Here is a 24,933-nt window from a genome sequence, read left to right as displayed (position 1 = left end):
CTAACAAGGACCGAAGCGTCGCCGAATTCGCCGTAGTGCTGCTTGTAGACGACCCACACTTCACCCTTGGGCGCATACGGCTAACTAATGGTGGCAATCATGCCGCGCGTTCGCGAGCGCAGGCTGAAGAGCCGCGAGAATTTCTCTGTCGGGGTTCGCAAGGCTGTCGGATCGCCAATAGGCAACCTCGTCGCAAATCGCAGCAATCACAGTCCCACTGCGAACCGTGCGGAAATTGGCAGGGCGGACCTCGATCGTCACGCGCGTCGAGAGGGTGATCGAGTCCTGTGTCAGCCCCACAGCAAGCTTTTTGACGGAATGCTCGACTTTGCAGCGACATTTTCGAGCCTGCGACGAATAGCGTCGCTGTCGTAACGCTTGCCACCATGCAGGACCGGACAGCATGGCGTCGGTCAGCACATCAAGCCGTGCGGTGGTCTGCTCTGCTTCAACGACATATTACAGCGAAGCGTCACGTTGATGAGAAGCGCGGGCAAGCGGGGGGCGAATTCTTCGGCCGGTCGCCAAATTTTCTTGTTTCAATTCCGAAGTTTGTGCGACCTTTTAGTTGAGGTCGGCTTTATATGTCCGAGCTTCTGTAAGCAGTTGCACAACATTAATTGCTAGACTGCCTCTGAGACATTGTCTAGAATGTATCAAGTTGTGTATTGATCCTAACCTTGGCTGTATTTTACGGAGGCGACTATGGCGTCTTCACGACTGGTTTGTGCATTAGCTATTGCTTCTGCTTTTATCAATCCACCCCGCGCCGCGGAAGCAACTGATCTTCCCACGTTCGGCGGCAATGGAGGGTCGCCGTTCCGCGCCGTATGTCCAGGCAACAGTTTTCTGGCTGGATTTGACGGCCACGTTGGCGCCTTCATCGATCACTTGCGGCTTGTATGCGTACGGTGGGACCGTTTCACCAGCAGATTGGGACGACCCGGCGTATATCCGCCTCAGATCGGCCTTTCCAACGGAGGCGCTTCCCAGCAGGGTGTGTGCAATTACAATAGTGGATACGTTGTCGTCGGAATGAGCGTCAGCACTTTGGCCTCTGACAATCGTCTGGCGCAGATGCTGGCGCTGCGATGTGATTATTTCAATCCGCCGATCCGTGCGCAGTTCGTTGCCGGCTTTGCGGACGCCAGCTTCGGCACATTGGGTCCCGCGCCCCCTTTGTTTCAGGAGTCGGCAGGCATGCAGGACTACATGCGGCTATGCCCAAATGGACAAGTCGCCAAGGGCGTCTATGGACGGTCTGGCCTTTTCATTGATCGGATTGGTCTGGTTTGTGCGTCGACGGATAGCGCATGGCCACAGTTTGGCTCGACAAGAAATAGAGCGTCGATTTATCCGCGATGAATGGAGCCGTGGCGTCATTGCTGATCACCGGCAATGCTCCCGCCGCAGCTGTTTGATCGACGCCAGCCCGATCTCTCCGGTGCGGTTGGAGACCGCCGTGAGTCGCGAGGAGCCGTTCTCCAGCCATGCTGGCCCATCCTTTTGATGGCGCGCCAGGGCGCGCTCCCCAAACTTGGCCGCCATCGCCGCTATCTGGATCATCGGCCTTCAAAGCCGCGTCCTCATATGCGATCATTCAAGATGATCATTCGAAGCGAAATCAGTTACGCCATCATGCTGTCTGTGCTCGTCGCGGCGCTCGCGATCGTCCTTTGGTTGGGCGGCGGCTGAGAAATTGCCGATCGGGCTGCGCCAGGCGGTCTTCCACTTCACGGATCAAAAAGCCCTCCCAAATGACATGGGCGGCTGAGTGGGGGAGGAAGCCATGCGCAAGATCATGTTTCTCATCGTGGCGCTACCGCTCGCGTCGAGCCCTCAGGCAATGGCGCAGACTTACCGCAGCCAGGGCGATGAACAGGACGTGGGCGGCCATTACCGGCATATGCATCGGGATTGGAGCCAACAGAAAGGCCGGCACGCTCACAACGTCTGTTGGGAGTGGGATCCAGGACGCGGCTGGGTTTGGGCCTGTCGCTGACGTCAGGCGTTCTGCGCCCGAGCTTCGTTTCCGGTCCATCAGAACGGCCTCAACAGCGCGCTCTCCAGAACAGCCATGGGTCCGCTCAGCGTCACGCGTACAGACGGCGGGTCGAGCGGTTTGAAGTGTCGGTCCATGATGCCGACGCTGCCGCCGGGGTAGCCCGGAAAGCCCAAGAAATCCGACCGGGCAAACGACCCGTAGCCATATGAAATGGCGTCGCCGCGATTGTTGGTGACGTTGAAGGCGTCAATCTGGAACTTCCACCCGCCGTCGAAGCGGTAGCCGACGCGTGCGTTCAGCGTGCCGGCCCCGATCGACCTGATCTGGCCATCCTCCGTCAATGGTCGCGGTCCGAAATAGCGATATTTCAGCGCGCCGAACCAGCCCAGGGCTTCGCCGATCTCGACTGTGCCGGTCGCCACGACAGTCGGCGCATTGATCAGATAATTGCCCGGCGAATTCCCAGGAACATTCAACGGGTACAAGGGATCGTTGAGGCCGGTCGTCAGAATGCTCTGGTAAGCGGCGGCCTGAACCAGGTCGGAGCCTCTGAAACGGGCATGGGTCGCAGAAACGTCGCCTTCGAAGAGCGCCCAGCTCGTCGGCGTATATTTGTTCGTCAGTTCGAATCCATAGCGCCGGCTGGGCCGCCCGAAGACCGTCGTGCCGCTGTCGCCCTCGAAAAGATTCTCCGCGTCGAAATCCTGCCACCACAGCGACAGGCTCTGATCCAGACCGTCGAGGATCGCCTTGCTGCGAACGCCAGTCTCTGCGCCGCGGGTTTTGACCAGCAGCGGGACGGGGAGGATGAGCCCGGTGTCTGTAAAGCGAGAGCCGTCGGCGGGGTTGAGATAGGCGACCGTTCCACGGGCGTCGCTGCTTTGCAGACCCTCGCCGAAGTTGAGGAAGAACTCCGTGTTGTTGAAGGGGCCGAGGACGAGGCCGGCCTTGGGGCTGCCCATGGTCTGCGCTCTCGTGCCTGTGTTGAACGTCCCTGTGTAGGCGAAGCCGTTGAAATTGCCGTCATCGTCCAAAACGAGCGGCGTGACCCAGGGATTCTGTGGATTTTTTACGGTTGCGTTCCAATAATCGAAGCGCGCGCCCAGCGTCGTGCGGAACCAGGGCGTCCATCGCACCGTCGTATCGGTCCAGAGCCCGATGCTACCTTCCTTGATGTAGTTATCCTGGATCGAGTCGTAGGTTTGCCGGAAGATGGAGTCGCCGAAACCGTTTCGAATAAGATCGTAGCGGCCCTGCAATCCGACGCGCGTTTCGGCAGGATGACCGAGCAGGTCGTAAAGCAGCGCGTGCTTGGCGTTCAGCCCGAAGATCGAGCGATGGTCGTATTGATGGGCCTGATCGCCTGTGATCGGATTATCCAGAAAGAAAGTGTAATTGTTGTAGAGATTGAGGTCGTTGCGGATAATGAAGCCTTCAACGCGGGAGGCGCTGTTCGTGTCCGCCTGGCTCCAGCGCGCCGAAAGGCTGTAGCGCGCGGCGTTGCCGCCGTCGGAGGGGTCTTCCGTGCCCCAGCGCGAGAGGAGGCCCTGCTGCACGGCGCGCGCCGGAATCTGGTCGGTAGCCCACCAATGGTTCGAATAGGCCATGGCGGTGATGGAGGCGCCGTTCTCTTGCGTGCCTCGGCTCCAGCGCATGAACCCGTTTATCTTCTTGGCGTCGTCTGGTCTGATCCAAGGCCCGTTGTAGTGATTGAGTTCGAGCGCGGCGATGAGCGTGCCGCCTGCAACGTCCCACGATCGGGCGCCGAGCGTCCGCACCCAGCCAAAGGCGCCCGCTGAGCCCAGAAGAAGACCGCCCTTGAGGCTGTCCACATATTGCATGTTGATCTGACCGGCGGACGCAAAGGCGCCGCCATCCGCGAAGTAAGGTCCCTTGCGAACCTCTACCCCGCTCAACAGCTCAGGGATCAGCATGTTTGCGTCGGCGTATCCCTGGCCGTGCACATGCGAGGGCATATTGAGGGGCATGCCGTCGAGCCAGAGCGCGAGATCGTTGCCGTGATCGAGTGCGAAGCCTCGGAGAAAATACTGGTTGGCTTTGCCCGCGCCGCTGTGCTGCGTCACGACGAGGCCGGGCGTGATTTCGAGCGCCTCGGCCGGTTGCGCAAAGGGAACGGCGTTGACTTGTGCGCCCGTGAAGGTTCTCGTGCTCGACGCCGTGTCGGGCGCCTTCGGCTGCGTCAAAGGCCCGCTCGCCTGCACGGATCCGACAGGCGCCGGTGAGGCTTCTCCCGCCGTTGTCGCGGCCGGCGCAGCTCTCGCGGCGCGAGCCCCTCCCACCGCCTTGTTGGAGACGCGGTGCCTCGCGCCTCCGATGTCAATGGTGGGGAGGCGTTGCTGAGCGTTGGAGGGGCTGACGGCAAGCGTAAAGGCGAGGACGCCCACGCCCGTCGCAAGATGGCGGATGCGCATAAATTTTGCTCGTTTCAAACGGGTGGGAACGCGGGCCTCCCGCGAGGGCGGCGCGATGAAAACCTTGGATGCACGGCGACTCGCCGCAGCCTTACCGCAAAGGGAGATTGCCGCTTTACGCTGCGGATGGCGGCGCCCGGGCTCTTCGCCCTTCGGCAGAGCAATAAGCCGATGGCGGCAGTGAACTAAAAAACCAATGACTTCGCTCGCGCTCGGCCGGGAGCGCTTTTACATATGCGCAATCATCCGGGAGGGGCCCCATGGATGGCGTGCAAAGCTGGCAGATCGAACAGTCTTTACCGTGTCCGTTGTGATGATCCGGCGCGCCATGATGCGCGACGCCGCCGAGCGGCGCGCAATAAAGCGGCGCCTCAGCCGGGCCGGAAACCAAAGGTTCGGCAAAGCCCCGGCCCGCAACAATCATTGCGAGCGCCAAAAGGGCGAATGAAAGCCTTTGAACCAAGCGGCGCATGGAAAATCTCTACGGTCCCGCTTCGAAAGCAGGGCAATGGATGATCCTGATTCAAATGAAGGCGGTCAAATTATAAAAGCTAATTCCAAACATAATAGAGAGGGCCATCTTGCAAGTGTGACCCGGCGGACACGATTTTTCTGTCTGGCTCACATCGGCTTTTCTGTATTATTTCATTGGTCCCGCTTTATTTTTCTGGAACATTTCCGGCAAAGTCCCGGCGGGACTGGAGCGAAGCAAAACGCCTCGCGCCGGTTATGGCGTGAGGCGCGTTCTTGTCGCCGGCTGTTTGGTTGGGCGTCAGTGCTTTGTCACGACAGCGAAGCCCTCGTCCTGAAGGTCCTCGGTCAAGGCCCCAGCGGTGAGGTAGTCGACCGCAAAGCGTTCACCCTGCCACAGCCACTCATCGAAGTTCAGCTTCTCGCGAACGAACCGCTGCGCAGCTTCGGTAAGGGGCTCGAACAACCATACGCTCGCCTGATCCGTGATGATGAAATCCTGCGTCGCCATTGCTCTCCCCTTTCTGTCGCCTCCTTGGTGTGTTTGTCGCCGCTCGCGGCGCAAGCGACGGATTGAGGCTAATATAAGCGCAAAGCTTCGCAAGCCCGCATATCGCCGCATTAGGCATACAGCCAGCCGCCAGGCGGTCGTGCGGCGCCGTGGCGCTTATGAGAGAGCAAGACCAAAATGAACCGAACGAGGCTCGCCGCCGCGCGTTCGGACTTGGCTCGCGTTTCGATCCGCGCGTATCCGGAACAAGCGAAAAGGCCGAGCGTATGGACGAGAGGGCGATCAAGCGTTCCTTGCCCTGGGTCGTTGCAACGGCGCTTTTCATGGAGCAGCTCGACGCGACCATTGTGAACACGGCTGTTCCGGCAATGGCCGCCAGTCTGCAGGTCACGCCCTTGAGCCTAAAGGCCGTCGCCGCGAGCTACATTCTCAGCCTCGCGGTGGGCATTCCGGTGAGCGGCTGGATTGCCGATCGCTATGGTTCGCGGCGGGTCTTCACGCTCGCCATCGCCGTCTTCACGCTCGCCTCGGTCTGTTGCGGTCTGGCGCAGAGCGCGGGCCAGATGGTCGCGGCGCGCATCCTTCAGGGCGCGGGGGCGGCGCTGATGACGCCGGTGGGGCGCATGAGCGTCGTGCGCACCTTCGAGAAGTCGGAGCTTCTGCGCGCCATGAACTTCGTCATCATTCCCGCGCTGATCGGGCCGTTGCTCGGCCCGACCGTCGGCGGATTGATCGTCAACTGGCTTTCCTGGCGCTTCATCTTCTTCGTCAACGCGCCGGTCGGGCTCGTCGCGCAATGGCTGGCGTATCGCTACATGCCCGACTACCGCGAAGAAACGCGCCGCCCGTTCGACTGGATCGGTCTCCTGCTTTTTGGCTCTGGCGCCGTGCTTTTGTCCTGGCTACTGGAAATTTTCGGGGAGCATCGGATCGATCTCCAGGCAGGGGCGGGGCTTCTTCTCATCGCGCTCGCGCTGCTCGGCGCTTATGGGCTGCATGCCCGCCATACGCCTTTTCCTTTGCTCCAGCTGAGGCTTTTCCAAACGCGAACATTCCGCGTGTCGATTGTCGGCGGTTTCATCACACGGCTGGGGGTCGGCGGCCTGCCGTTTCTGACCCCGTTGCTCTTCCAGGTTGGCCTGGGGCTGCCGGCCTGGCAGTCCGGGCTGCTCATGATGCCGACGGCGGCCGCCGCCATGGGGATGAAATTCGTCTCGGCGCCCATTCTAGCGCGATTTGGCTACAAGAGCGTGCTGGTGACGAACACCCTGATGATTGGCGCGACGATCTGCCTTTATGCGCTGGTTTCGGACAGAACTTCCTATTTCGTCATGGTCTCGATCGGCCTGACGCTGGGCTTTTTCAATTCCCTCCAATTCACGAGCGTCAACAGCATGGCTTATGCAGACGTCGAGACAGGCGATTCCAGCATGGCCGCGACGATTGCAAGTTCGTTTCAGCAAATTTCGATGAGTTTTGGACTGGCGGCGGGTTCGCTCGTCGCCGGTTGGTTTCTCGGCGACGCGCCGCAAACCGACCGCGTCGCCATTACGACAGCCTTGCATCGAGCCTATTTGACGCTCGGCTGCTTGACGGCCGTGTCTTCGATCGCCTTCTGGACTTTGCGCGCCCGCGACGGCGCGAATGTCAGCGGGACGGGAGCGGCGCCGACGTGACCGGCGTGCAAAGTCGCTCCATCACTCTTAGCGTCGCGGATGAAACCCCACGTCAAAGATGGGCGCCGATTTCAGCGCGGCGCGCGCTTGGCGAGAATGCGCTGGAGGGTGCGGCGATGCATGTTGAGGCGGCGGGCCGTCTCGGAGACATTGCGATCGCAGGACTCGAACACGCGCTGGATGTGCTCCCAGCGCACGCGGTCCGCGGACATCGGATTTTCCTGCGCATCCGGCCGGTCGACCGCCGTCGCCATCAGCGCATGATAGATTTCATCCGCGTCCGCCGGCTTGGCGAGATAGTCGAAGGCGCCGAGTTTGACGGCGGTGACAGCGGTGGCGATATTGCCATAGCCGGTGAGAATGATGCCGCGCGCGTCGGGACGCGCTTCCTTCAGTTTCTGGATGACATCGAGGCCGTTTCCGTCGCCGAGCCGCATGTCGATGATCGCGAAGGCGGGGGGCGCGCTGGCGAGCGCCTCCAGACCCTCGGCGACCGTCTCACATTGCGTGACCAGGAAGCCGCGAGACTCCATGGCGCGCGCGAGTCGATGCAGGAATGGCTTGTCGTCGTCGAGAATCAGGAGCGAGCGGTCTTCCGGGAGCGCGGAAGCCGTCTGAGAGTCCGGGTGCGACTGCGCCGCATCCTCGGATTGCACGTTCTCTTCCGGGTTCATCCGCCTGCGCTCCCCTTGGTGATTTTAGTCAAAAATAGCCCAAGGTTCTGCGCCAGTCGAGCTTCTATGCTTCCTATGACGCGAGCTTCGCCATTGGCATTTCGACCGCCGCGCGTGGCCATGTCACCTTGACCACGGCGCCCGTGCGGGGCGGCGAGACATTGAAGGTCTCAACCGTCGCCCCCGAGCGTTCGAGCAGAGTCTTGGCGATGAAGAGACCGAGGCCGAGGCCGGACTGGCTGTCGTTTTTGGTGCGGCGCTCGGTGGGCCGTCCGCGAAGATAGGGGTCGCCCAGCTTGTCGAGAATTGCGGGCGAGAAACCGGGACCGTCGTCTTCGATGGAGATGGTCACGAGATCGCGCGACCACCAGGCGTCGATGCGCACGCGCGAATCGGCGAAGTCGATCGCATTCTCGACCAGATTGCCGAGCCCGTAGAGGATGCCGGGATTGCGCTCGAGCGCCGGCGGCGCCGCATTGCCGTTGGCGCGCTTGGAAATCTCGAGCTTCACGCCGAACTCGCGTTGCGGGCAAACCACTTCCTCGATGAGCGTGTCGATCGAGAGAACATTCATCATCGTTCCCTGGTCGGCGCCGAGCGAGGCGAGCTTGCCGAGGATTTCCCGGCAGCGCCCCGTTTCCTGCGCCAGCAGATCGAGGTCGTCCTTCAACCCCTCGGCCGTGTGCTTCTGCGACTTCTGCAATTCGCGGATGATGAGCGTGATCGTCGCGAGCGGCGTGCCGAGTTCATGGGCGGCGGCCGCGGCGAGTCCGTCGAGCTGCGAGAGATGCTGCTCGCGCTCCAGCACCAGCTCCGTCGCGGCGAGCGCGGTGGCGAGCAGACGTCCTTCGTCCGAGACGCGCGCGGCGTAGATTGCGATGAAGGCGGCCGAAAGCGCCAGAGACGCCCAGATGCTCGCGCGATAGAGCAGGGGAAACTTCAGCGATTCGTTCTCGTACCAGGGCAGCGGCTCGAATTCCATGCACAGGAAGGTCGCGGCCACCAGCATGACGATGCCGAGGAAGAGCGTCAGATTGCGCGGGAGCGAGACCGCCGAGATCGTCACGGGAGCGAGGAGCAGCATGACGAAGGGATTGGTGACGCCGCCCGTCAGATAGAGAAGAAAGCTGAGCTGCACGAGATCGTAGCACAGCAGCACCACCGCCTCGAGGTCACTGAGTCGGAAGGTGCCCGACGTGCCGAAGCGCAGGCCGAGATTGAGCGTGGCGGAGGCGACGATGAAGACGAAGCAGAGACCGACCGGGAAATCGAACTCGAGAAAGAAATAGACGAAGAGACAGGCGAGGCTCTGGCCGACGATCGCGATCCAGCGCAGGAAGATGAGCGTGCCGACGCGAAGGCGGCGGCTGTCCTCGTCGTAAACGTCGGGTTTCATTTTTGTCCTGCCCTTGGTCGCGGGGCTTAGAGGCCGGCGCCGCGCGCGGCGCGCCACAGCCGCCATTGTCGACGCAGTGGCGAAAGCTCTCTCGCGCCGCGCAGAGGATCGTAATCCGCGCCACTCATCCGCGCCACATAAAGAGGAACGGTCGCGGCCGGCAGCAGGGCCTCGCGGCCCTTGCGGAGCGTCTGCGCCGTGCGGCGGGCCGCCTCGTAATGCCGGAGCGCCTCCCGGCGCAGTTCGGCATGGGCCGCCCGCAGGCCGGGCGAATCGGCGTGAATGTCGGCCTCGTGCCGCGTCAGGAGATCGAGAGGGATGAAGGCGCCGGCGGGGGCGCGCAGGATGCGCATGAGCCCAAGCGCCAGGCCCGCCTCCTCGAAAGCCGGGGAGGGGTCCGCGCCCAATATCCGCGCCGCCCAGCGCATTGGCCCGGCGCTGGTCAGGCGGCAGTAGTGCTCGAGCGTGACGAGGTCGGGCGTCTGATCGTCGTAGAGATCGGCCACATGGGCGTCGGCGAGGGCGGTGAGTTCGTCTCGCGGCAGGTCGAAACGCGCCACGGTGTCGAGCAGCGCGTCGGCGACCGGATGCGCGCGCATTCCCTCGGTGTCGCCGCTCGTGAGCGCGTCGCTCCACCAGCGCAGCCGCATTTCGCCCAGGAGCGGCTGCGAGACCCGCGCGCGCACATCGGCGGCCTCGATCGCATAGGCGTAAACGGCGTGAATGTGCCGGCGCGCGGGCTGCGGCGCGAAGAGACAGGCAAGCCACAGATCGCGGTCGCGCTCGCGCAGCAGCGTCTCGCAATGAGCGTAATGTTCGTCGCTGGCGGGGGAGGGGTCTGCCATCAGACGGCGATCAGCAGCGCGGCGACGCGGCGCCCCTCGTCGACCAGCATGTTGTAGGTGCGCACGGCGGCGCCCGTCGACATGATCTCGCTGCCGACGCCCGCCGCGCGAAGTCTGGCGCGCAGCGCGGAGGCGACCGGCATGAGGTCCTTGCCCGTGCCGAAAATCAAGAGATCGAGGTCGCCCCCCTCGGCAAGCGCGAGATCCACGCACGCGGCGTCGATCTCGTTCCAGGCAGCTGGCGGAATGGCCCTGATGCCGGTAGGGAGGGCGAGGATCGAGCCGCGATGCGACATGTCGGCGAAGCGAAAGCCGCCCCCGCCGTAATCGTCGATCCTGTGGCGGCCCGGGACATAGCCTTGCTGGGCAGTCATCTGATGCGCCCCGCGATTACCTTGGCCTGCGGCGCGCGCTCGATTTGGACCTCGCGGCCGGCTTCTGCGTGGGGCGCTTTTGCGCCGGCGCGGCGGGGACCGGCGTGTCGCCGACATCGTCGTACATGGAGGCGAAGGCCGCCGGCTCGGAGTGATCGTCGGTATCGGTTGCGACGTCCGACTCCGGCTGCTCCGTCTCCGTCTTGCGGCCCTGCTCGTCGTTGCGCAGGCCGAGATAGATCAGCATGGGCGAGCAGATGAAGATCGACGAATAGGTCGCCACGAAAATGCCCCAGATCATCGCCAGCGAGAAGGAGCGGATCACCTGTCCGCCAAAGGCGACCAGGGCGATGAGGGCGAGCATCACCGTCGTCGCGGTCATGATCGTGCGCGGGAGGACGGCGTTGATCGACATGTCGATCATCTGGGCTGTCGCCATCTTCTTGTATTTGCGCATGTTTTCGCGGATTCGGTCGAGCACCACGACTGTTTCGTTGAGCGAGTAGCCAACGATCGTCAGGATCGCCGCGATCGAGGTGGTGTTGAATTCGAGCTGCGTGATCGAGAAGAAGCCGACCGTCAGCAGCAGATCGTGCATAGTCGCGATCACCGCGCCGATGGCGAATTGCCATTCGAAGCGGAACCACAGATAGGTCAGGACCGCGATGATCGAGAGAACCACGCCGAGCGTGCCGGACTGAACGAGTTCGTTCGAGACGCGCGGACCCACGACCTCGACGCGGCGCAGGTCATATTGGGCGCCAACGGCGCCGCGAACCCGCTCGACGGCGTCCTGCTGCGCCTTGTCCCCGCCGGGCTGGAGGCCGAAACGCAGCGTGGCGTCCGCGGGATTTCCGAAGGCCTGCACCTCGATGTCGCCGAGCTTGAGGCTCTCGCCGAGCGTGCGCAGCGAGCCCACCTCGGCCGCGCCGGACTTGGCGCGCAGTTCGATCACCGTGCCGCCGGCGAAGTCGATGCCGAAATTCATGCCCTTGAAGATGAACAGGGCGACGGCGATGAGCGACAGCAGCGCCGAGAAGGGGTAGCTCACGCGCCGGAAGCGCATGAAGGGGAATTTCGTGTTCTCCGGAGCGAGGCGCAGGAGTTTCATCGGTCTTTTCGCCTCTTAGATCGGCAGCTTGGTCGGGCGCGCATAGTGATACCAGACCGCAATCATCATGCGGGTCATGGTCACGGCGGTGACGATGGTCGTGAGGATGCCGAGCGCCAGCGACACGGCGAAGCCGCGCACGGGGCCGGACCCCAGGAAATAGAGAATCGCCGCGGCGACGAACATCGTCACATTGGAGTCGACGATGGTCGCGAAGGCGCGGTTGAAGCCCGCGTCGAGCGACGCGATTATCGAGCGCCCGGCATGGTTTTCCTCGCGAATGCGCTCATAGATCAGCACGTTGGAGTCCACCGCCATGCCGATGGTGAGCACGATTCCGGCGATGCCCGGCAGCGTCAGCGTCGAGCCGAGGAGGACCAGGCCCGCGAAGATGAAGGCGATATGGACGAACAAGGCGAGATTGGCGAAGACGCCGAAGACGCCGTAGGTGATCAGCATGTAGATCACGACGAGCCCGGCGCCGACATAGGCGGCGCGCTTGCCGGCGTCGATCGAGTCCTGGCCGAGGCCGGGGCCGACGGTGCGCTCCTCGACGATGTTGAGCTTGGCGGGCAGGGCGCCCGCGCGCAGCAGGATCGAGAGATTATTCGCCTGCTCGACCGTGAAATGGCCGGAAATCTGGCCCGAGCCGCCGGTGATCGGCGTCAGGATGCGCGGCGCCGAGATGACCTTGTTGTCGAGCACGATGGCGAAGAGGCGGCCGACGTTCTTCGAGGTCACGTCGCCGAATTTCTGCGCGCCGCGAATGTTGAAGCGGAAGTTCACGACCGGCTCGCCGCTGCGCTGCTGGTCGAAGCCGGGCTGGGCGTCGGTCAAATCCTCGCCCTGAACCATGACCTGCTTCTCGATCGGCAGTTTGCCCTCGCCCTCGACCTGCTCCAGCTCCTCGACTTCCGAAGGGTTCTGGCCGGGCTCGGCCACGAGGCGGAATTCGAGCTTGGCGGTCTGGCCGAGAATCTCCTTGAGCGTCTGCGGGTCCTGAAGGCCCGGAACCTGAACCAGCACGCGGTCGTCGCCCTGGCGCTGGATCGACGGCTCGCGCGTGCCGAGCGCGTCGACGCGGCGGCGGATGACTTCGATGGACTGCTCCACGGCCTTGCGCGACTTGTCGCGCACGCCCGCATCGGTGACGGTGACGCGGATCAGCCCCTCGGGAGTCGATTCGACCTCGAGGGGCGGCTGGCCGCCGAGATTGTTGCTGAAACTGTTGCGCAGCAACCGCAGCTTGGGAAGGATCTTCTCGCGATCCGCGGCGTCGGCGACGCGCAGCTGCACGCCGCGCGGCGTCGCGCCGATGCCGCCCGTGATCGCCACCTTCTCCTCGCGAAGAATGCGGCGCACGTCGTCGCGCAGATTCTTGACCTGGGTGGACACGAGGTCCGCCTGATCCACCTCGAGCATGACGTGCGAGCCGCCCTGGAGGTCGAGGCCGAGCACGATGGTCGGCGGCACGAGCCAGGACGGCAGCCGGGCCTTCAGCGCTTCGTAATGCGCGGGCGACAGCATGCTCGGCGCCACCACGAGGACGGCGGCGAGCGTCATCGCCACGATCGCAAAGAATTTCCAGGTCGAGAATCGCAGCATCGTGTCGCTATTTCGTCTCTAGGGGGGCAGGCGAAAGGCCGGAGAGCTCCGGCCGATCAGGATTTCGCCTTGGCGTCGGGCTTCGGAGCCGACTTGGCGGGCGCCTTGGATTCGTTGGCGGGCTTCGCCGGCGCGGCCGGCTGTTCCTTCACCGGCTCGCCCTTGGCGCGCACTTCGGCGATCGCCGTGCGCAACAGGCGGATGCGGGTGTTGGCGGCGATCTCCAGCTCGACCTCATTGTCGTCGATGGATTTCGTCACCTTGCCGACAAGGCCGCCGGTCGTCACGATGGTGTCGCCGCGGCGCACGTTGCGCAGGGCGGCGAGCTGCTCCTTCTCGCGGCGGGCGCGCGGGCGGATGACGAGGATGTAGACAATGCCCATCACCACGAAGATCGGGACGAGCTGGGCGACAAGATCGGAGATCGACGGAGGCTGAGACGCCGCGTCCGGCGCGCCGCTGGCCGCCGTCCCCGTCTGGGTCGTCTGCGCGGGCGTGCTCGGCGCCGGCGTGGCGGGCGCGGGGGGCGTGACGGCGGCCGGCTGTTCGGTTTGCGCCAGGGCGTCCGGGATCAGTTTCATCGCAGCGTCTCTGTTTGGCGGCGCGGCGCGCGCATTCGCGCGTCGGGCGGGCTCGGAATGGGCGCGGACTATAGCCGCTCGACTTACGAAAGCAATGCCGATAGCGCGTTTGGCGGGCGGGAGCGGGCCGCCGTCGACAGGCAAGCCGGTTCGCCCACAATCCGCCGCGGAGGCGGGTCAAGACGGGAACGGCGCAGCTGGCGTATGCTCGCTCACGCGCCGGGCGCTTTGCGTGGAGAAACGATGATCAGAAAGATTTTGTTGGGCGCGCTCGTCGCCGGCGCGCTGCTCTCGCCGCCGCCGGCCCTCGCCTGGCGCGGCTGGGGCGACGGCGATTGGCATGGAGATCGGGGCAGGCATGGCCGCTATTGGGGCGGCCGTGGGGCCTGGCATGGCGGCTACGGCTGGCAGGGAAGCGGCTACTATACACCGCCCTACGGCTGGCCTGCCGGACATGGCGGCGCCTGTTGGCGCTGGTGGTATGGTCAGTGGGTCTGGTCCTGCTGAGCGGATCCCTCACGCTCGCGAAAAAGGAAGGGTGACGATGATCGGGGTTTGGAAAATGGCTCGGGCGGCCGCGCTCGGGGGCGCGCTCGTCCTGCCGGCGGCGGCGTCGGCGCAGGGCTGGAGCGACGGCGATCGCGGCTATGTCGGTCGCGGCGATAATGACGGCGGCCGGGGCGGGTACGGCCAGGATAGCGGCGGAAACTGGGAGCGTCGCGGGGACCGCGACCGCGACGGCGGAGGCGGCTGGAGCGACGGCCGCCGCGGCGACGGCGATCGTCGCGGCTATGACGATCGCGGCCGCAACTGGGACGGCCGGCGCGGCGATTATGACCGTCGTGGCTGGGACTACGACCGGCGCCGGGGATGGGGCGGCGGCTATGGCCCCGGACCCGGCGGACAGCGTTGGTGGAACGGCCGCTGGTGGGGCTACGGCGTCGGGCCGTGCTGGCGCTGGAGCCAGTGGCGCCAGAACTGGAAGTGGGTCTGCGACTGACGGGAAAGGAGCCGGAGGCCGCTCAGGCCTCCAGTTCGCGCGCCAGCGCCCGCATGAAATCGACGCAGGCCGCCAGCTCCGAGACCTCGATATATTCATCGGGTTGGTGCGCCTGATCGATTCGACCCGGCCCGCAGACGACTGTCGGCGCGCCCGCCCGCTGGAAGTGTCCGGCCTCGGTCGCGTAGGGCACGGCGATGGTGCTGTTGCGTCGCGCCAGACGCAAAGCCAGCGTCTCGGCGCTGGAGCCGGGCTCGGGCGCAAGGCCCGGCACTTTCACCAGCGTGTCGATGTCGATTCCGCATTGCGGGAAGCCGGCGAAGACGGTCTTGCCGAGTTCCGCCGCATAGGCCGCGAGCCGGTCGTGGGCGAACAGGGGATCGGAGTTCGGCAGGCCGCGAAACTCCCATTCGAACTGGCAGTCCCTGGCGACGATGTTGCGCGCCGTGCCGCCCTTGATGACGCCGACGTGAATGGTCGAATAGGGCGGATCGAAACGCCCGGAGGGATCGCCGGCGCCGCGCAGCTCCTCGGCGATCCGCTCCAGCTCCACGACGAGCCGGCAGGCGACATGCACGGCGCTGACGCCGCGATGCAGATTGGCCGAGTGAATCTCGAACCCCCTGACGCGGGTCAGATGCGTTGTGACGCTCTTGTGCGCGTCGGCGACCTGCATGGAGGTGGGCTCGCCGACGATCACGGCATTGGGCCGGGGCAGATCGACGCCGAGCCGCGCGATCACCTCGAGCGGGCCGAGACAGGTCGTCTCCTCGTCGTAGCTCAGCAAGATATGGATGGGCCGCGACAGCGCCGCTTTCCGGAATTCCGGGATCATCGCCAGCGCGACGGCGCCGAACCCCTTCATGTCCACGGCGCCGCGGCCGTAGAGGCGGCCGTTCTCCCGGCGCAGGGTGAAGGGGTCCGCGCTCCATTCCTGCCCCTCCACGGGCACGACGTCGGTATGGCCAGAGAGCACCACGCCGCCCGGCGCCATCGGCCCGATGGTGGCGAAGATCGCCGCTTTGTCCCCGGCGGCGTTGGGCGCGCGTACGAAGGAGACGCCCTGTTCGCGCAGATAGGCTTCGACGAAGTCGATGAGCGGCAGATTCGACCGGGAGCTTTCCGTGTCGAAGGCGACGAGCCGCGCCGTCATGTCGATTGCGCGTTCGAGTGCGTCCATCAGTTCAACGTGGGGTTGGAGAGGGGGCTGTCGAGTGAAAAGGCGGGGATTTCCACATCGAACGCCTCGCCGGCGTCGGTCACCATCCGATAGCTGCCCTGCATCATGCCCGAAGGGGTCATCAGCGGACAGCCAGAGGCGTAGCGAAATGTTTCGCCCGGCTCCAGCACCGGCTGTTCGCCGATGACGCCAGGCCCGCGCACTTCCTCGCGGCGGCCGTTGGCGTCGATGATGATCCAGTGCCGCGACAGAAGCTGCACGCGCGTACGACCGAGATTGGCGATCTCGATCGTATAGGACCAGAAGTAGCGCCCCTGGTCGGGGTCCGAACGGTCCGGCAGGAAATCCGGCAGGGCCGTGACCTGTATGTCGTTGGTGATGGCGATATACATGGCGTGGAATCTTAGAACGCTCGTCGCGAAAGGGGAATGTCTTTCTCGCCTGACCGGATATGCGTTGCGCAAGCGGATGTGGCAAATAAAGCACAGCTTCGAATTTTGAGCCCAAACTCGGCGCAGGCGCTTGCTCACACACGGCAGGCTGCGCAATTGTCGTCCGAAATAGTTCGGAAACACCGATGAGTCCGTCCTCGCTTCGCGCGCTGCTTCTCGCACTTGCTCTGGCCATACAGACGATTGCCGGCGGGGTCGGGGTTGCGCGCGCGACGTCAGCGGAACTTGCGTTGAAGGCGCACTGCGCCGCAATGACCGGTCAGTCCGAGGGTGCGGCCGATAGCCGTCAGGATGGCCGCCATCAACATTGCGACTCCTGCTTCCTGTGCGCGGGGCCGCCGGCTGTCTCACTCGCGGCGTTCAGTTCCTTTCCGATTGCGCCGCGAGCCATGCGCGTCGCTGGCCATATCGCCAATGAAACCGGCAGGATTCCGTCGCGCCTGGCGCAATCCCGATTTGCGCGCGGTCCGCCGCCTGGCTTCGACCGCGCCTGACGCCCGACCGGGCGAACGTTTCCGTCCAGATAACAAGGGCTCGCGGTCTCGCCCGCGCCCTGTCTCCGCTTGTTCCGCGATCCTGCGGCCGTTTGCGCGCGACCCCGCGCGCGGCGCCGGGGCCGCATGCAAAAATCCCAGAAAGCCAGGCACATGTCCCGTCATCATCTCATGGGCGCCGCCTCGATCCAGGCGCTCGCCCTTCTCGTCGCCTCTTCCGCCGTCGCGCAGCAATCGCTTCCCACGATCGAGGTCGGCGGCGCGCGGGCCTCCGCCGCCCGGCGCGGCCCTGCGACGGCCGCCCGCGTCAATTCGGCGCCGCGTGTGACGACTCCGGCCGGGTCTCTCTCCACCTCGGCGAATCCCGATCTCGCCGCGGCGCCCGGCTTCAGCCCGGAGAAGCTGAACCTCCCGGTCTATCGGCAGCCGACCGGCCAGACCTTCACGACGGTGCGGGGGACCGACTTCAAGAATCAGCCGCTCGTGACCGTCCGCGAGATGTTGCAATACAGCCCCGGCGTCTCGTTCAAGCAGGGCAACGGCCTGCGCGACGTCGTGATCTCGATTCGCGGCTCCTCCGCCCGCAACGGCTTCGGCGTGCGCAACATCGTCATGCTCGAGGACGGCTTCTCGGTGACGCAGCCCGACGGCCTGTCGCGCACCGATCTGACCGATCCGCACGCCTATGCGGGCGTCGACGTCTATCGCGGCCCCTCTTCGGCGCTCTTCGGCAATTACGCCAATGGCGGCGCGATCAATTGGCGCACCCGAACCGGCGCCGAGATCGACGGCGTCGATTATGGCGTCGAAACCGGCTCCTATGGCTATCTCAACAATTTCGTCGCGGTCGGCAAGAAGCGGGACAATTTCGACATCGCCGTTTTCGCCAGCGACGTGCGCCAGCAGGGCTTCACGCTCCATACGCGCGGCGATACGCAGACCGTGAACGCCACCGCCAGATGGCAGGTGACGCCCGACGACCTTCTGACCTTCAAGTTCATTCACAATCAGCTCTACAGCGATCTTTCGGGCCGGCTGTCGCTCAACCAGTACTATCTCAACCCCTATCAGTATGGCTGTTACGCCGCGCCGCAGGCGGGCGCCGCGACGACGTTCTTCACCAACCTCTGCGCCACGGCGCAGGTGCCGATCGACGGCCTCAACGCCCGGACCGGCCAGATCAATTACCGCACCACGGCCTGGCTCGCGGGCTTCAACCGCAACGACCGGCGCGACATCGTCGGCCTGCGCTGGGAGCATGATTTCGACGTCAACACCAAATGGCGCACCCAGGTCATCTACGACGACAAGAACATCATCCAGCCGACGGGCGCCCAGGCGGCCCTGCAGGACGAGCCGTCCGTCAACGCCACGACCGATGTGACGAAGGTCGGATCGCTGCTCGGCTACGAGGCGCGGCATTTCGCGGGCCTCTATTTCAACCGCACGCGCTACACGAGCTATACGAACAACACGCTCCCGGTCGGCGTCGGCGCGACGGGCGCGCTTCAGGCGCAGCAGAACGCCATGATGCAGAATCTCGGCGGCCGCGGGCGCGAGGAGGTGGCGCTCTCCAAGGACGTGACGATGGTGCTCGGCCTCGCCGCCGAAATGACCAAGATCGCCGCGCTCCAGCAGCAATACACCTATTTCCAGAGGGGCGTGCAGATCGGGCAAATCTCGTCCTATCAGGACGTTGGCGTCAACAAGACCTATTGGAACTTCGGGCCCGAGGCGTCGGTGACCTGGCGCGCCATGCCCGACCTTCTGACGCATTTCCGCGCCTCGAGCGGCTATGGCACGCCCAATCCCGGTCAGCTCTTCGTCAATCAGCAGGGCAGGCCCGGCGCCAACACCGACCTGAAAACGCAGCGCAATACGGGCATCGACATGGGCTTCGACTGGAAGCCGCACGAGACGGTGCTGCTCAGCCTCACCGGCTTCTACGAGTGGTATCAAAACGAGCAACTGACCCAGTCGCCTGGCGTGGGGCTCCTGAATTACACCTTCAATGCGCCGGGCTCCGTCCATCGCGGCGTCGAGGCGCTCCTCGACTGGCGCCCGCTCGAAGGCGTGCGCGTCATGGCGAATTACACCTACAACAACCAGATCTTCACCGAATTTGTGGAGCAGATCGGCACGGCGGCCCGGACCGGCTATTTCGACCGCGCGGGTTACAAGATCCCGGGCGTCGCGCCCCATAACGCAACCGGGCGTCTCGCCTATGACGTGCCGTTCGGCGATTTCAGGGGGCTCGGCGCTTTCGTCGAATATACCTATCAAAGCTCCTATTACATCGATAATGGCAATGTTCTGACGATTCCCAGCTATGGCCTCGTCAGCGCCAACGTCCATCTCGACAGGGACGTGGACTTTCTCTGGCTGAAGCACTTTTCAGCCTATTTCGAGGTGCGCAACATCTTCGATCGGAACTGGATCGCTTCGGCGAACAATATCCAGAACCAGGCTGGCCTCGTGAACGGGCAGGTCGTTCAGGCCGGCTATACGACGCTTGCGCAGAACGCGACGGGGTCGATCTACGCCGGCAATCCGCGCCTGTTCCAGGGCGGCGTGCGGTTCAAATTCTGAGGAACGGGCCTCTTCCCCGCGCCGAGAGTCCGGCGCGGGGTTACTCCAATAATTGAGCCGCCAATTGATGTGATCGCTTGCGGCTGACTGCTTATTTTGCTTCTATAACGACGTTCGCGTTTCCGGGTTCGAGATCAAGGCGCCTTCATGCCGCGGTGGCTAACAGTTGCTCTCTTCGCTCTGGCGCTGGCCGTTCAGGCCATCGCGCCGGTCGCGAATGGCGTCGCCGCCGCGCATGACGCGACTGGGCTCTTTGAATTCTGCCAGAAGGCGACCGACGCCGCGCCGCAACAGTCGCCGGGTCACACGCATCGCCATCATCAGGACTGCGCGCTTTGCCAGGCCTTTTGCGATGGCGTCGCGCCTGTCGCGGGCCGACCCGTCGCGCTCGCCTTCGCGTCTCTCCATTGGTCGCGGCTCGCATGGGCGGCGGTCGACTTTGCGCCGCTGGCGACGGCGCGCGATGTCTCCCGTCAGGCCCGCGCCCCGCCACGTTTCGCCTGATCTTCACACGCTGATGGCAACACTGCGCCGATCGCCCGTCTTCGGGCGTGCGCATACGCTTGACCACACGCAATAGAAGGCCGCGCGAAGCGGCGATCGGGAGAATAATGCGATGGGCATCGAGAAACCGCCGAGCGGGCGGCGTTGCGCCTTGGCGCAGGCCGCGCTCGCAAAGCTGAAAACGCGCGAGAAGCAGGAAAAGGACCATGCGACCGCGGCCGCGACGCTCGCCTCGCTGGGGCTCTGGCGCGACATGCACGGCCAGGCCATCCGACTGATCGATCTCGAACGACGCGCGCGCTTTCCGCGCGTCGCCTCCTAGTCGGATGCGGATGTGACGCGTCTGGTCTCCCTATCGTCCCTGCGCGCCGGCGCGGCGGGCCTGTTCGGCCGTGTCCTTGGACAAGCGGTCGGGCATGTCCTGCTGATGGCGGCCGCGCTGCTGGCGAGCGCGCCTTTCGCGGCGCCGCTCGCGGCGCGCGTCGCCGCGGGACGGACGGAGACGTTCGCGTCCTTCTTTATTTGTTTCGCATCGGGCGCGCCCCTGTCCGATGCGCAGAAGGGGCGGCCGGGCCCCGCCAACGATCGCGGCATCGACTGCGTCCTCTGTCAGACGCTCTGCCGCGGCGCCGCACCCCCAGCGGCGTGGCCCGGTCACGCCGGCATGGCGCCCATCCAGCCTGCTAACCTCCCCTGGATGGTGGCGGACCACGCCGCGCCGGCGCCTCGGCCCCGGCTGTCGAACCGGGCCCGCGCGCCGCCGGCGTTTTTCTCCGCAGCTCACGCAAACGCCCGCGTCGACGCCGATTGCCTCCTTGCGGCGACGACGCGGGAAGTCTGAAGCGATTTCCTCCGAAGTGGGAACCGGCTCGGCGGTAGAAAGCGCGACAAAACAAGACGCTGGCGCCTCGATCCGATTTCCTCGGATCAAACCAGGCTTCAACGCCGGGCGGCCGCCAGGCCTTCGGCGAGATCCTCGATCAGATCGTCCACATCTTCGAGGCCGACCGAGAGGCGCAACATGCCGTCGGTGATGCCGAGCGTGGCGCGCGCCTCCGGGGTGAGACGCTGATGCGTCGTCGTCGCCGGATGGGTGACGAGGCTCTTGGCGTCGCCGAGATTGTTGGAAATCTTGATGATCTGGAGCGCGTTGGCGAGCCGGAACGCCTGTTCCTTGCTCTCGAGATAAAAGCTCACCAGCGTGCCGCCGCCGCGCATCTGCCTGCGGGCGAGCGCCGCCTGCGGATGGTCGGCGCGGAAGGGGTAGAGCACTTTGGCCACGCCCTTCTGCTCGGCGAGGAAATCCGCGATCCGCCCCGCGCTCGCCGTCTGCTGGCCGACGCGCAGGGAAAGCGTCTCCAGTCCCTTGAGCATGACCCAGGCGTTGAAGGGCGACATCGCCGGGCCGGTCTGGCGCAAGAAGTTATGAATGCTTTCCTCGATGATCGCCTGCGAGGACAGAATGATCCCGCCGAGGCAGCGGCCCTGGCCGTCGATGTGTTTCGTCGCTGAATAAACGACGACGTCGGCGCCGAGCTCCAGGGGCTTCTGCAAGAGGGGCGTCGCGAAGACATTGTCGACGACGAGGCGGGCGCCCGCCTCATGGGCGAGGTCGGCGATGGCTTTCAGATCATAGACCTCGAGGCCCGGATTGGTGGGGCTTTCCAGAAAGAAGAGCTTGGTTTCCGGGCGAATGGCGGCCTTCCACTGAGAAAGATCGGCGCCGTCGACGAGCGTCGAGGCGACCCCGAGCCGGGGCAGGAGATCCTCCACGACATAAAGACAGGACCCGAAGAGGGCGCGCGCCGCGACCACATGGTCGCCGGCCTTAACCTGCGCGAGCAGGCTCGCCGTGACGGCGGCCATGCCGCTCGCCGTGGCGCGGGCGGCTTCCGCGCCTTCGAGCAGCGTCATGCGCTGTTCGAACATGGCGACGGTCGGATTGGAGAAGCGCGAATAGATGAAGCCCGGATCATCGCCCTTGAAGCGCGCCTCGGCCGCCTCCATCGTCGGATAGGCGAAGCTTTGCGTCAGAAAAAGCGCCTCCGACATTTCGCCGAAGGGGGAGCGCGTCGTCCCGCCATGGACGAGCTGGGTGGCCGGCCTGAGCTTGCGCGGGGCGTCTTTGGACATTCTTCTCTCCCTCGGGGCGCGCGCGTGGCGCGCGCCGATCATGCAGCGGCCTCTAAAAGCGCGCCGCGGTTGGCAAAAAACGGGTTTCCGAGCGGGAGACCCGGCCTTTTAGCCCTTTGGTTTAACGTGGCGGCAAGCCGGCCGGCTCAAATAACCACGACTCAGTAATCCGAAAAGCGGGCGGGCGTGTCAATCGCATCCTGACGCCGGGCGGCGCGCGATTTGCCCTTTTCGGGGCCGGGCGCTATCCCGTCTGGAGAGCTTTATCGGCACCGGAGTTGTGGCGCGGCATGACGCCTTTGGAACATTCGCAGGCCGGCGTGCTCTCCAGCCGGCAGATCGCGGCCATGGCCGAGGCGGGGGAGATCCGCGTGGCCGCGCCGCTGGCCAAAGGCCAGATACAGCCCGCGAGCCTCGATCTTCGGCTCGGCCCGACGGCCTATCGCGTGCGCGCGAGCTTCCTGCCCGGCAAGGATCGCGGCGTCAAGGACATCCTCTCGGCGCTCGCCTATGACGAGATGTCGCTCGAAGGCGGCGGTGCGATACTAGAGCGCGGCTGCGTCTATGTCGTGCCGCTGATGGAGCGCCTCACGCTGCCCGAAAACGTCTCGGGCGCCGCCAATCCCAAGAGCTCGACGGGACGGCTCGACATCTTCACCCGCCTCATCACAGACCGGGGCGAGCGTTTCGATGAGGTCGCGCCCGGCTATCAGGGGCCGCTCTACGCCGAGGTTTCGCCGCGCAGCTTCTCCATCCGGGCGCGCATGGGCTCGCGGCTCAACCAGCTTCGCTTTCGCGCCCGTGGGGGACAGGGACACGGGCAAGGGCAGGGGGCGCTGGCGCTCTCCGACGCCGCGCTGGCCGAACTGCATGCGCGCCTTCCGCTCGTCGACGGCCCGCTCAACCTGCGCGACGGCATGGTGCTGCGCGTGGCGCTCGGGGTCGAGGCCTTCGGCGGGGTCGTTGGCTATCGCGCCCAGAAACATACGGATGTGATCGACGTCGACCGCGTGGGGGCCTATCGGATCGACGATTACTGGGACCGTCTTCCAGCGCGGGACGGGCGGCTGATCCTCGATCCCGGCGATTTTTATATCCTCGCGTCGCGCGAGCGGCTCGCCATACCGGCCGAGCTGGCCGCTGAAATGGCTCCGATGGACGCCGCCATCGGCGAGTTCCGCGTCCATTACGCCGGCTTCTTCGATCCCGGCTTCGGCGCTGGTCCGGACGGCCGCCCGGCGGCGCGCGCCGTGCTGGAGGTCCGCTCCCGCGAGGTGCCCTTCGTGCTGGAGGACGGCCAGTTCATCGGCCGCCTCGTCTATGAGCGCATGGCCGAGATCCCGGAATCCCTCTACGGGGAGGGGGGCGTCTCAAATTACCAGGGGCAGGGCCTCAAGCTCGCCAAGCACTTCGGGGCCGACTGAGGCGCGAGGCGCTTTTGCGGCGTCACGCCGCCGTCTTCGAGGAAGCGGATAATGGTCACGCGGAGGAAGCCCGGTATGGTGTTGTCGGATATTGCGCGCCGCCTGCGGCCGGACCATCTCCTCGGCCAGATCTCGCTCCTCATCCTCGGCTCGGTCATCGCCTATCAGCTCGTCATCATCCTGATGCTGCACGTCATGGAGTCGGAGGGGCGCCGCCATTACGTCTCGGAGGCGGACTTTCTGACGGGCGTTCTGATCGCGCTCGACGCTGCGCAGCCCTTGGAGAGGGACGCGCTCATCCACAAGATCCGCTATGCCACGCCCTATACGAACATTGTCATACGCGCGGACAGGCCTGCGCCGGTCCCCACAGATGAGCCCGTTTTCGCGGCCGAGATCAGTCGCATCAACGCCCATCTGACAGGCGCGTCGAAAGCCTATGCGACGACGCCCTTTCACGCGACGCATGACACGCTCGCGCTGGAGCTGGAGAAAGGCGGCTATGCGCTCGTCTCCGTGGCGCAGCACAGGAAGCCGCCGCGGTTGCTCTGGCGCTGGCTCTGGGAGCCGGAGCCCAGCTATCCCTTCCTCCTGACGCGCTGGGTTCGTATGGGTTTTCTCTTCTTCATCAGCGCGGCGGCGGTGATGATCTTTCTGTCGAATTACATCATCGCCCCGCTCGCGGAACTGGCGCACCGCGCCGAGTCCTTTCCCACCCGCGAGGGCCTCAAGGGGACGCTCGTCGATCGCGGGCCGCGCGAGATCAGGGATTTGAGCCGCGCGATCCGGGGGATGAAGGAGCGAATTCTGGGAATGATCGCCGAGCGCACGCATATTCTGGCGGCGGTCAGCCACGATCTGAAGACGATCATCACGCGCCTGAGCCTGCGAACGGAATTCATCGCCGATCCCGAACTGCGGCGGAAGATGCAGAACGACATCAGCCTGATGGATCTGATGCTGCGCAAAAATCTGGAATATCTGCGAACCGAGACCACGGACGCCGACCATTCCCTGATCGAACTCGGCAGCGTGATTCAGACAGTCGCCGACGAGTTCAACGATCTCGGCCACAAGGTCGCCTATTCGGGCGAAGGCAAGTTCATGATGCGGGGCTCGCTCTCGGAGATGCTGCGGGTCTTCACCAATCTCGTGGAAAACGCGGTGAACCACGCGGAGAATGTGGAGATCACGGTCGCCGAGGACCCCGATGGGCGTCTGCGGGTCGAGGTCTCGGACGATGGGCCCGGCATTCCGGAGGAGATCAAGTCGAAGGTCTTCGACCCCTTCGTGCGCGGCCAGGCCGGTCGCACCATGGGGGACAAGGGCGGCTTCGGCCTCGGCCTCTCCATCGTGCGCTCCCTCGTCGAGAGCCACGGCGGCGCGGTCGCGCTCCTCGACCGCGCGCCCAGGGGGCTGATCGTGCGCGTCCTGCTCCCGGCGGCGGAAACGGAGGCCGAACGGGAGGCAGCCTGA

Annotated in this window: 27 protein-coding genes and 1 riboswitch; of the genes, 12 read left to right on the top strand and 15 right to left on the bottom strand. The window is 64.8% G+C overall.

The features are described 5' to 3' along the window. Window positions 1-84: 84 nt before the first annotated feature. Window positions 85-420, bottom strand: a complete 336-nt coding sequence (locus tag WOC76_RS15695; protein ID WP_341105550.1) for a hypothetical protein — start codon at window positions 418-420, stop codon at window positions 85-87. Between the two features lie 285 nt (window positions 421-705). On the opposite strand from WOC76_RS15695, the gene WOC76_RS15690 reads away from it, so the two are divergent. Further along, a complete protein-coding gene (locus WOC76_RS15690; protein WP_341105552.1) occupies window positions 706-1,365 on the top strand; it encodes a hypothetical protein in 660 nt (219 codons plus the stop codon). 24 nt (window positions 1,366-1,389) lie between these two features. Here WOC76_RS15690 and WOC76_RS15685 read toward each other — a convergent pair whose 3' ends face one another. Together WOC76_RS15685 and WOC76_RS15680 are read right to left on the bottom strand one after the other, a co-directional pair. Next, window positions 1,390-1,548 carry a hypothetical protein gene (locus WOC76_RS15685; protein ID WP_341105553.1) on the bottom strand — a complete coding sequence of 53 codons (159 nt, stop codon included), beginning with the start codon at window positions 1,546-1,548 and terminating at the stop codon, window positions 1,390-1,392. Between the two features lie 48 nt (window positions 1,549-1,596). Then, entirely contained in the window at window positions 1,597-1,737 is a 141-nt protein-coding gene (locus WOC76_RS15680; RefSeq protein ID WP_341105554.1) for a hypothetical protein, read from the bottom strand. Between the two features lie 52 nt (window positions 1,738-1,789). On the opposite strand from WOC76_RS15680, the gene WOC76_RS15675 reads away from it, so the two are divergent. Then, window positions 1,790-2,002, top strand: a complete 213-nt coding sequence (locus WOC76_RS15675) for a hypothetical protein (protein ID WP_341105555.1) — start codon at window positions 1,790-1,792, stop codon at window positions 2,000-2,002. Window positions 2,003-2,040: 38 nt separating this feature from the next. Here WOC76_RS15675 and WOC76_RS15670 read toward each other — a convergent pair whose 3' ends face one another. Both WOC76_RS15670 and WOC76_RS15665 read right to left on the bottom strand, forming a co-directional pair. After that, window positions 2,041-4,437 (bottom strand): TonB-dependent receptor, encoded by a 2,397-nt coding sequence (locus WOC76_RS15670; protein WP_341105557.1) that lies wholly within the window; start codon window positions 4,435-4,437, stop codon window positions 2,041-2,043. Between the two features lie 772 nt (window positions 4,438-5,209). Continuing rightward, window positions 5,210-5,419, bottom strand: a complete 210-nt coding sequence (locus tag WOC76_RS15665) for a hypothetical protein (protein ID WP_341105559.1) — start codon at window positions 5,417-5,419, stop codon at window positions 5,210-5,212. Between the two features lie 266 nt (window positions 5,420-5,685). On the opposite strand from WOC76_RS15665, the gene WOC76_RS15660 reads away from it, so the two are divergent. Continuing rightward, window positions 5,686-7,095, top strand: a complete 1,410-nt coding sequence (locus WOC76_RS15660) for an MFS transporter (protein WP_341105560.1) — start codon at window positions 5,686-5,688, stop codon at window positions 7,093-7,095. Window positions 7,096-7,166: 71 nt separating this feature from the next. On the opposite strand, the gene WOC76_RS15655 is transcribed toward WOC76_RS15660, so the two are convergent. From WOC76_RS15655 to yajC, 7 genes are all read right to left on the bottom strand, one after another. After that, the gene (locus WOC76_RS15655; protein WP_341105562.1) at window positions 7,167-7,769 is read right to left on the bottom strand and encodes an ActR/PrrA/RegA family redox response regulator transcription factor; all 603 of its coding nucleotides are present in this window, start codon (window positions 7,767-7,769) and stop codon (window positions 7,167-7,169) included. A 73-nt stretch (window positions 7,770-7,842) separates the two neighbouring features. Next, window positions 7,843-9,165: an ActS/PrrB/RegB family redox-sensitive histidine kinase gene (locus tag WOC76_RS15650; RefSeq protein ID WP_341105563.1), complete on the bottom strand. Its 1,323-nt coding sequence runs from the start codon at window positions 9,163-9,165 to the stop codon at window positions 7,843-7,845. Window positions 9,166-9,191: 26 nt separating this feature from the next. Next, on the bottom strand, window positions 9,192-10,010 hold the full coding sequence (locus WOC76_RS15645) for a phytoene/squalene synthase family protein (RefSeq protein WP_341105564.1): 819 nt from the start codon (window positions 10,008-10,010) through the stop codon (window positions 9,192-9,194). Continuing rightward, the gene (locus WOC76_RS15640; protein ID WP_341105565.1) at window positions 10,010-10,384 is read right to left on the bottom strand and encodes an Mth938-like domain-containing protein; all 375 of its coding nucleotides are present in this window, start codon (window positions 10,382-10,384) and stop codon (window positions 10,010-10,012) included. Before WOC76_RS15640 ends, WOC76_RS15645 begins: the two co-directional genes overlap by 1 nt. Window positions 10,385-10,400: 16 nt before the next feature. Continuing rightward, entirely contained in the window at window positions 10,401-11,495 is a 1,095-nt protein-coding gene (gene secF, locus WOC76_RS15635; RefSeq protein WP_341105566.1) for a protein translocase subunit SecF, read from the bottom strand. A 15-nt stretch (window positions 11,496-11,510) separates the two neighbouring features. Further along, complete coding sequence (gene secD, locus WOC76_RS15630) at window positions 11,511-13,100, bottom strand: protein translocase subunit SecD (RefSeq protein ID WP_341105569.1); 1,590 nt, start codon at window positions 13,098-13,100, stop codon at window positions 11,511-11,513. Window positions 13,101-13,156: 56 nt separating this feature from the next. Beyond that, window positions 13,157-13,681, bottom strand: coding sequence for a preprotein translocase subunit YajC (yajC, locus tag WOC76_RS15625; protein ID WP_341105571.1), 525 nt, complete (start codon window positions 13,679-13,681; stop codon window positions 13,157-13,159). Between the two features lie 243 nt (window positions 13,682-13,924). Here yajC and WOC76_RS15620 point away from each other — a divergent pair, with 243 nt between their 5' ends. Together WOC76_RS15620 and WOC76_RS15615 are read left to right on the top strand one after the other, a co-directional pair. Next, window positions 13,925-14,188, top strand: coding sequence for a hypothetical protein (locus WOC76_RS15620; RefSeq protein ID WP_341105573.1), 264 nt, complete (start codon window positions 13,925-13,927; stop codon window positions 14,186-14,188). Between the two features lie 37 nt (window positions 14,189-14,225). Further along, window positions 14,226-14,681, top strand: coding sequence for a hypothetical protein (locus WOC76_RS15615; RefSeq protein ID WP_341105574.1), 456 nt, complete (start codon window positions 14,226-14,228; stop codon window positions 14,679-14,681). Between the two features lie 22 nt (window positions 14,682-14,703). On the opposite strand, the gene argE is transcribed toward WOC76_RS15615, so the two are convergent. Beyond that, window positions 14,704-15,861 (bottom strand): acetylornithine deacetylase, encoded by a 1,158-nt coding sequence (gene argE, locus WOC76_RS15610; RefSeq protein WP_341105576.1) that lies wholly within the window; start codon window positions 15,859-15,861, stop codon window positions 14,704-14,706. Next, window positions 15,861-16,253 (bottom strand): Co2+/Mg2+ efflux protein ApaG, encoded by a 393-nt coding sequence (gene apaG, locus WOC76_RS15605; protein ID WP_341105577.1) that lies wholly within the window; start codon window positions 16,251-16,253, stop codon window positions 15,861-15,863. The genes argE and apaG overlap by 1 nt, the downstream gene beginning before the upstream one ends. Before the next feature lie 185 nt (window positions 16,254-16,438). Between apaG and WOC76_RS15600 the strand changes: the two genes are divergently transcribed. The 5 genes from WOC76_RS15600 to WOC76_RS15580 all read left to right on the top strand — a co-directional run bounded on the left by WOC76_RS15600 (window position 16,439) and on the right by WOC76_RS15580 (window position 20,741). Beyond that, a complete protein-coding gene (locus WOC76_RS15600; protein WP_341105578.1) occupies window positions 16,439-16,807 on the top strand; it encodes a hypothetical protein in 369 nt (122 codons plus the stop codon). A 153-nt stretch (window positions 16,808-16,960) separates the two neighbouring features. Further along, window positions 16,961-19,396: a TonB-dependent receptor family protein gene (locus WOC76_RS15595; protein WP_341105579.1), complete on the top strand. Its 2,436-nt coding sequence runs from the start codon at window positions 16,961-16,963 to the stop codon at window positions 19,394-19,396. 147 nt (window positions 19,397-19,543) lie between these two features. Further along, window positions 19,544-19,900, top strand: a complete 357-nt coding sequence (locus WOC76_RS15590; RefSeq protein ID WP_341105580.1) for a DUF2946 family protein — start codon at window positions 19,544-19,546, stop codon at window positions 19,898-19,900. A 112-nt stretch (window positions 19,901-20,012) separates the two neighbouring features. Continuing rightward, window positions 20,013-20,222, top strand: coding sequence for a hypothetical protein (locus WOC76_RS15585; RefSeq protein WP_341105581.1), 210 nt, complete (start codon window positions 20,013-20,015; stop codon window positions 20,220-20,222). A gap of 12 nt (window positions 20,223-20,234) precedes the next feature. Beyond that, window positions 20,235-20,741, top strand: a complete 507-nt coding sequence (locus WOC76_RS15580) for a hypothetical protein (RefSeq protein ID WP_341105582.1) — start codon at window positions 20,235-20,237, stop codon at window positions 20,739-20,741. A 98-nt stretch (window positions 20,742-20,839) separates the two neighbouring features. Here the strand turns inward: WOC76_RS15580 and WOC76_RS15575 are convergent, their stop codons facing one another. Beyond that, window positions 20,840-22,033 carry an O-succinylhomoserine sulfhydrylase gene (locus WOC76_RS15575; RefSeq protein WP_341105584.1) on the bottom strand — a complete coding sequence of 398 codons (1,194 nt, stop codon included), beginning with the start codon at window positions 22,031-22,033 and terminating at the stop codon, window positions 20,840-20,842. A gap of 88 nt (window positions 22,034-22,121) precedes the next feature. Beyond that, window positions 22,122-22,201, bottom strand: a riboswitch (SAM riboswitch). 122 nt (window positions 22,202-22,323) lie between these two features. On the opposite strand from WOC76_RS15575, the gene WOC76_RS15570 reads away from it, so the two are divergent. Continuing rightward, window positions 22,324-23,457: a 2'-deoxycytidine 5'-triphosphate deaminase gene (locus tag WOC76_RS15570; RefSeq protein ID WP_341105585.1), complete on the top strand. Its 1,134-nt coding sequence runs from the start codon at window positions 22,324-22,326 to the stop codon at window positions 23,455-23,457. A gap of 51 nt (window positions 23,458-23,508) precedes the next feature. Next, window positions 23,509-24,933, top strand: coding sequence for a sensor histidine kinase (locus WOC76_RS15565; protein WP_341105586.1), 1,425 nt, complete (start codon window positions 23,509-23,511; stop codon window positions 24,931-24,933).

Source organism: Methylocystis sp. IM3 (assembly GCF_038070105.1).
GTDB lineage: Bacteria > Pseudomonadota > Alphaproteobacteria > Rhizobiales > Beijerinckiaceae > Methylocystis.
The sequence above is the reverse complement of the archived record's forward strand: the minus strand, read 5'-3'. Positions and strand labels throughout refer to the sequence as shown.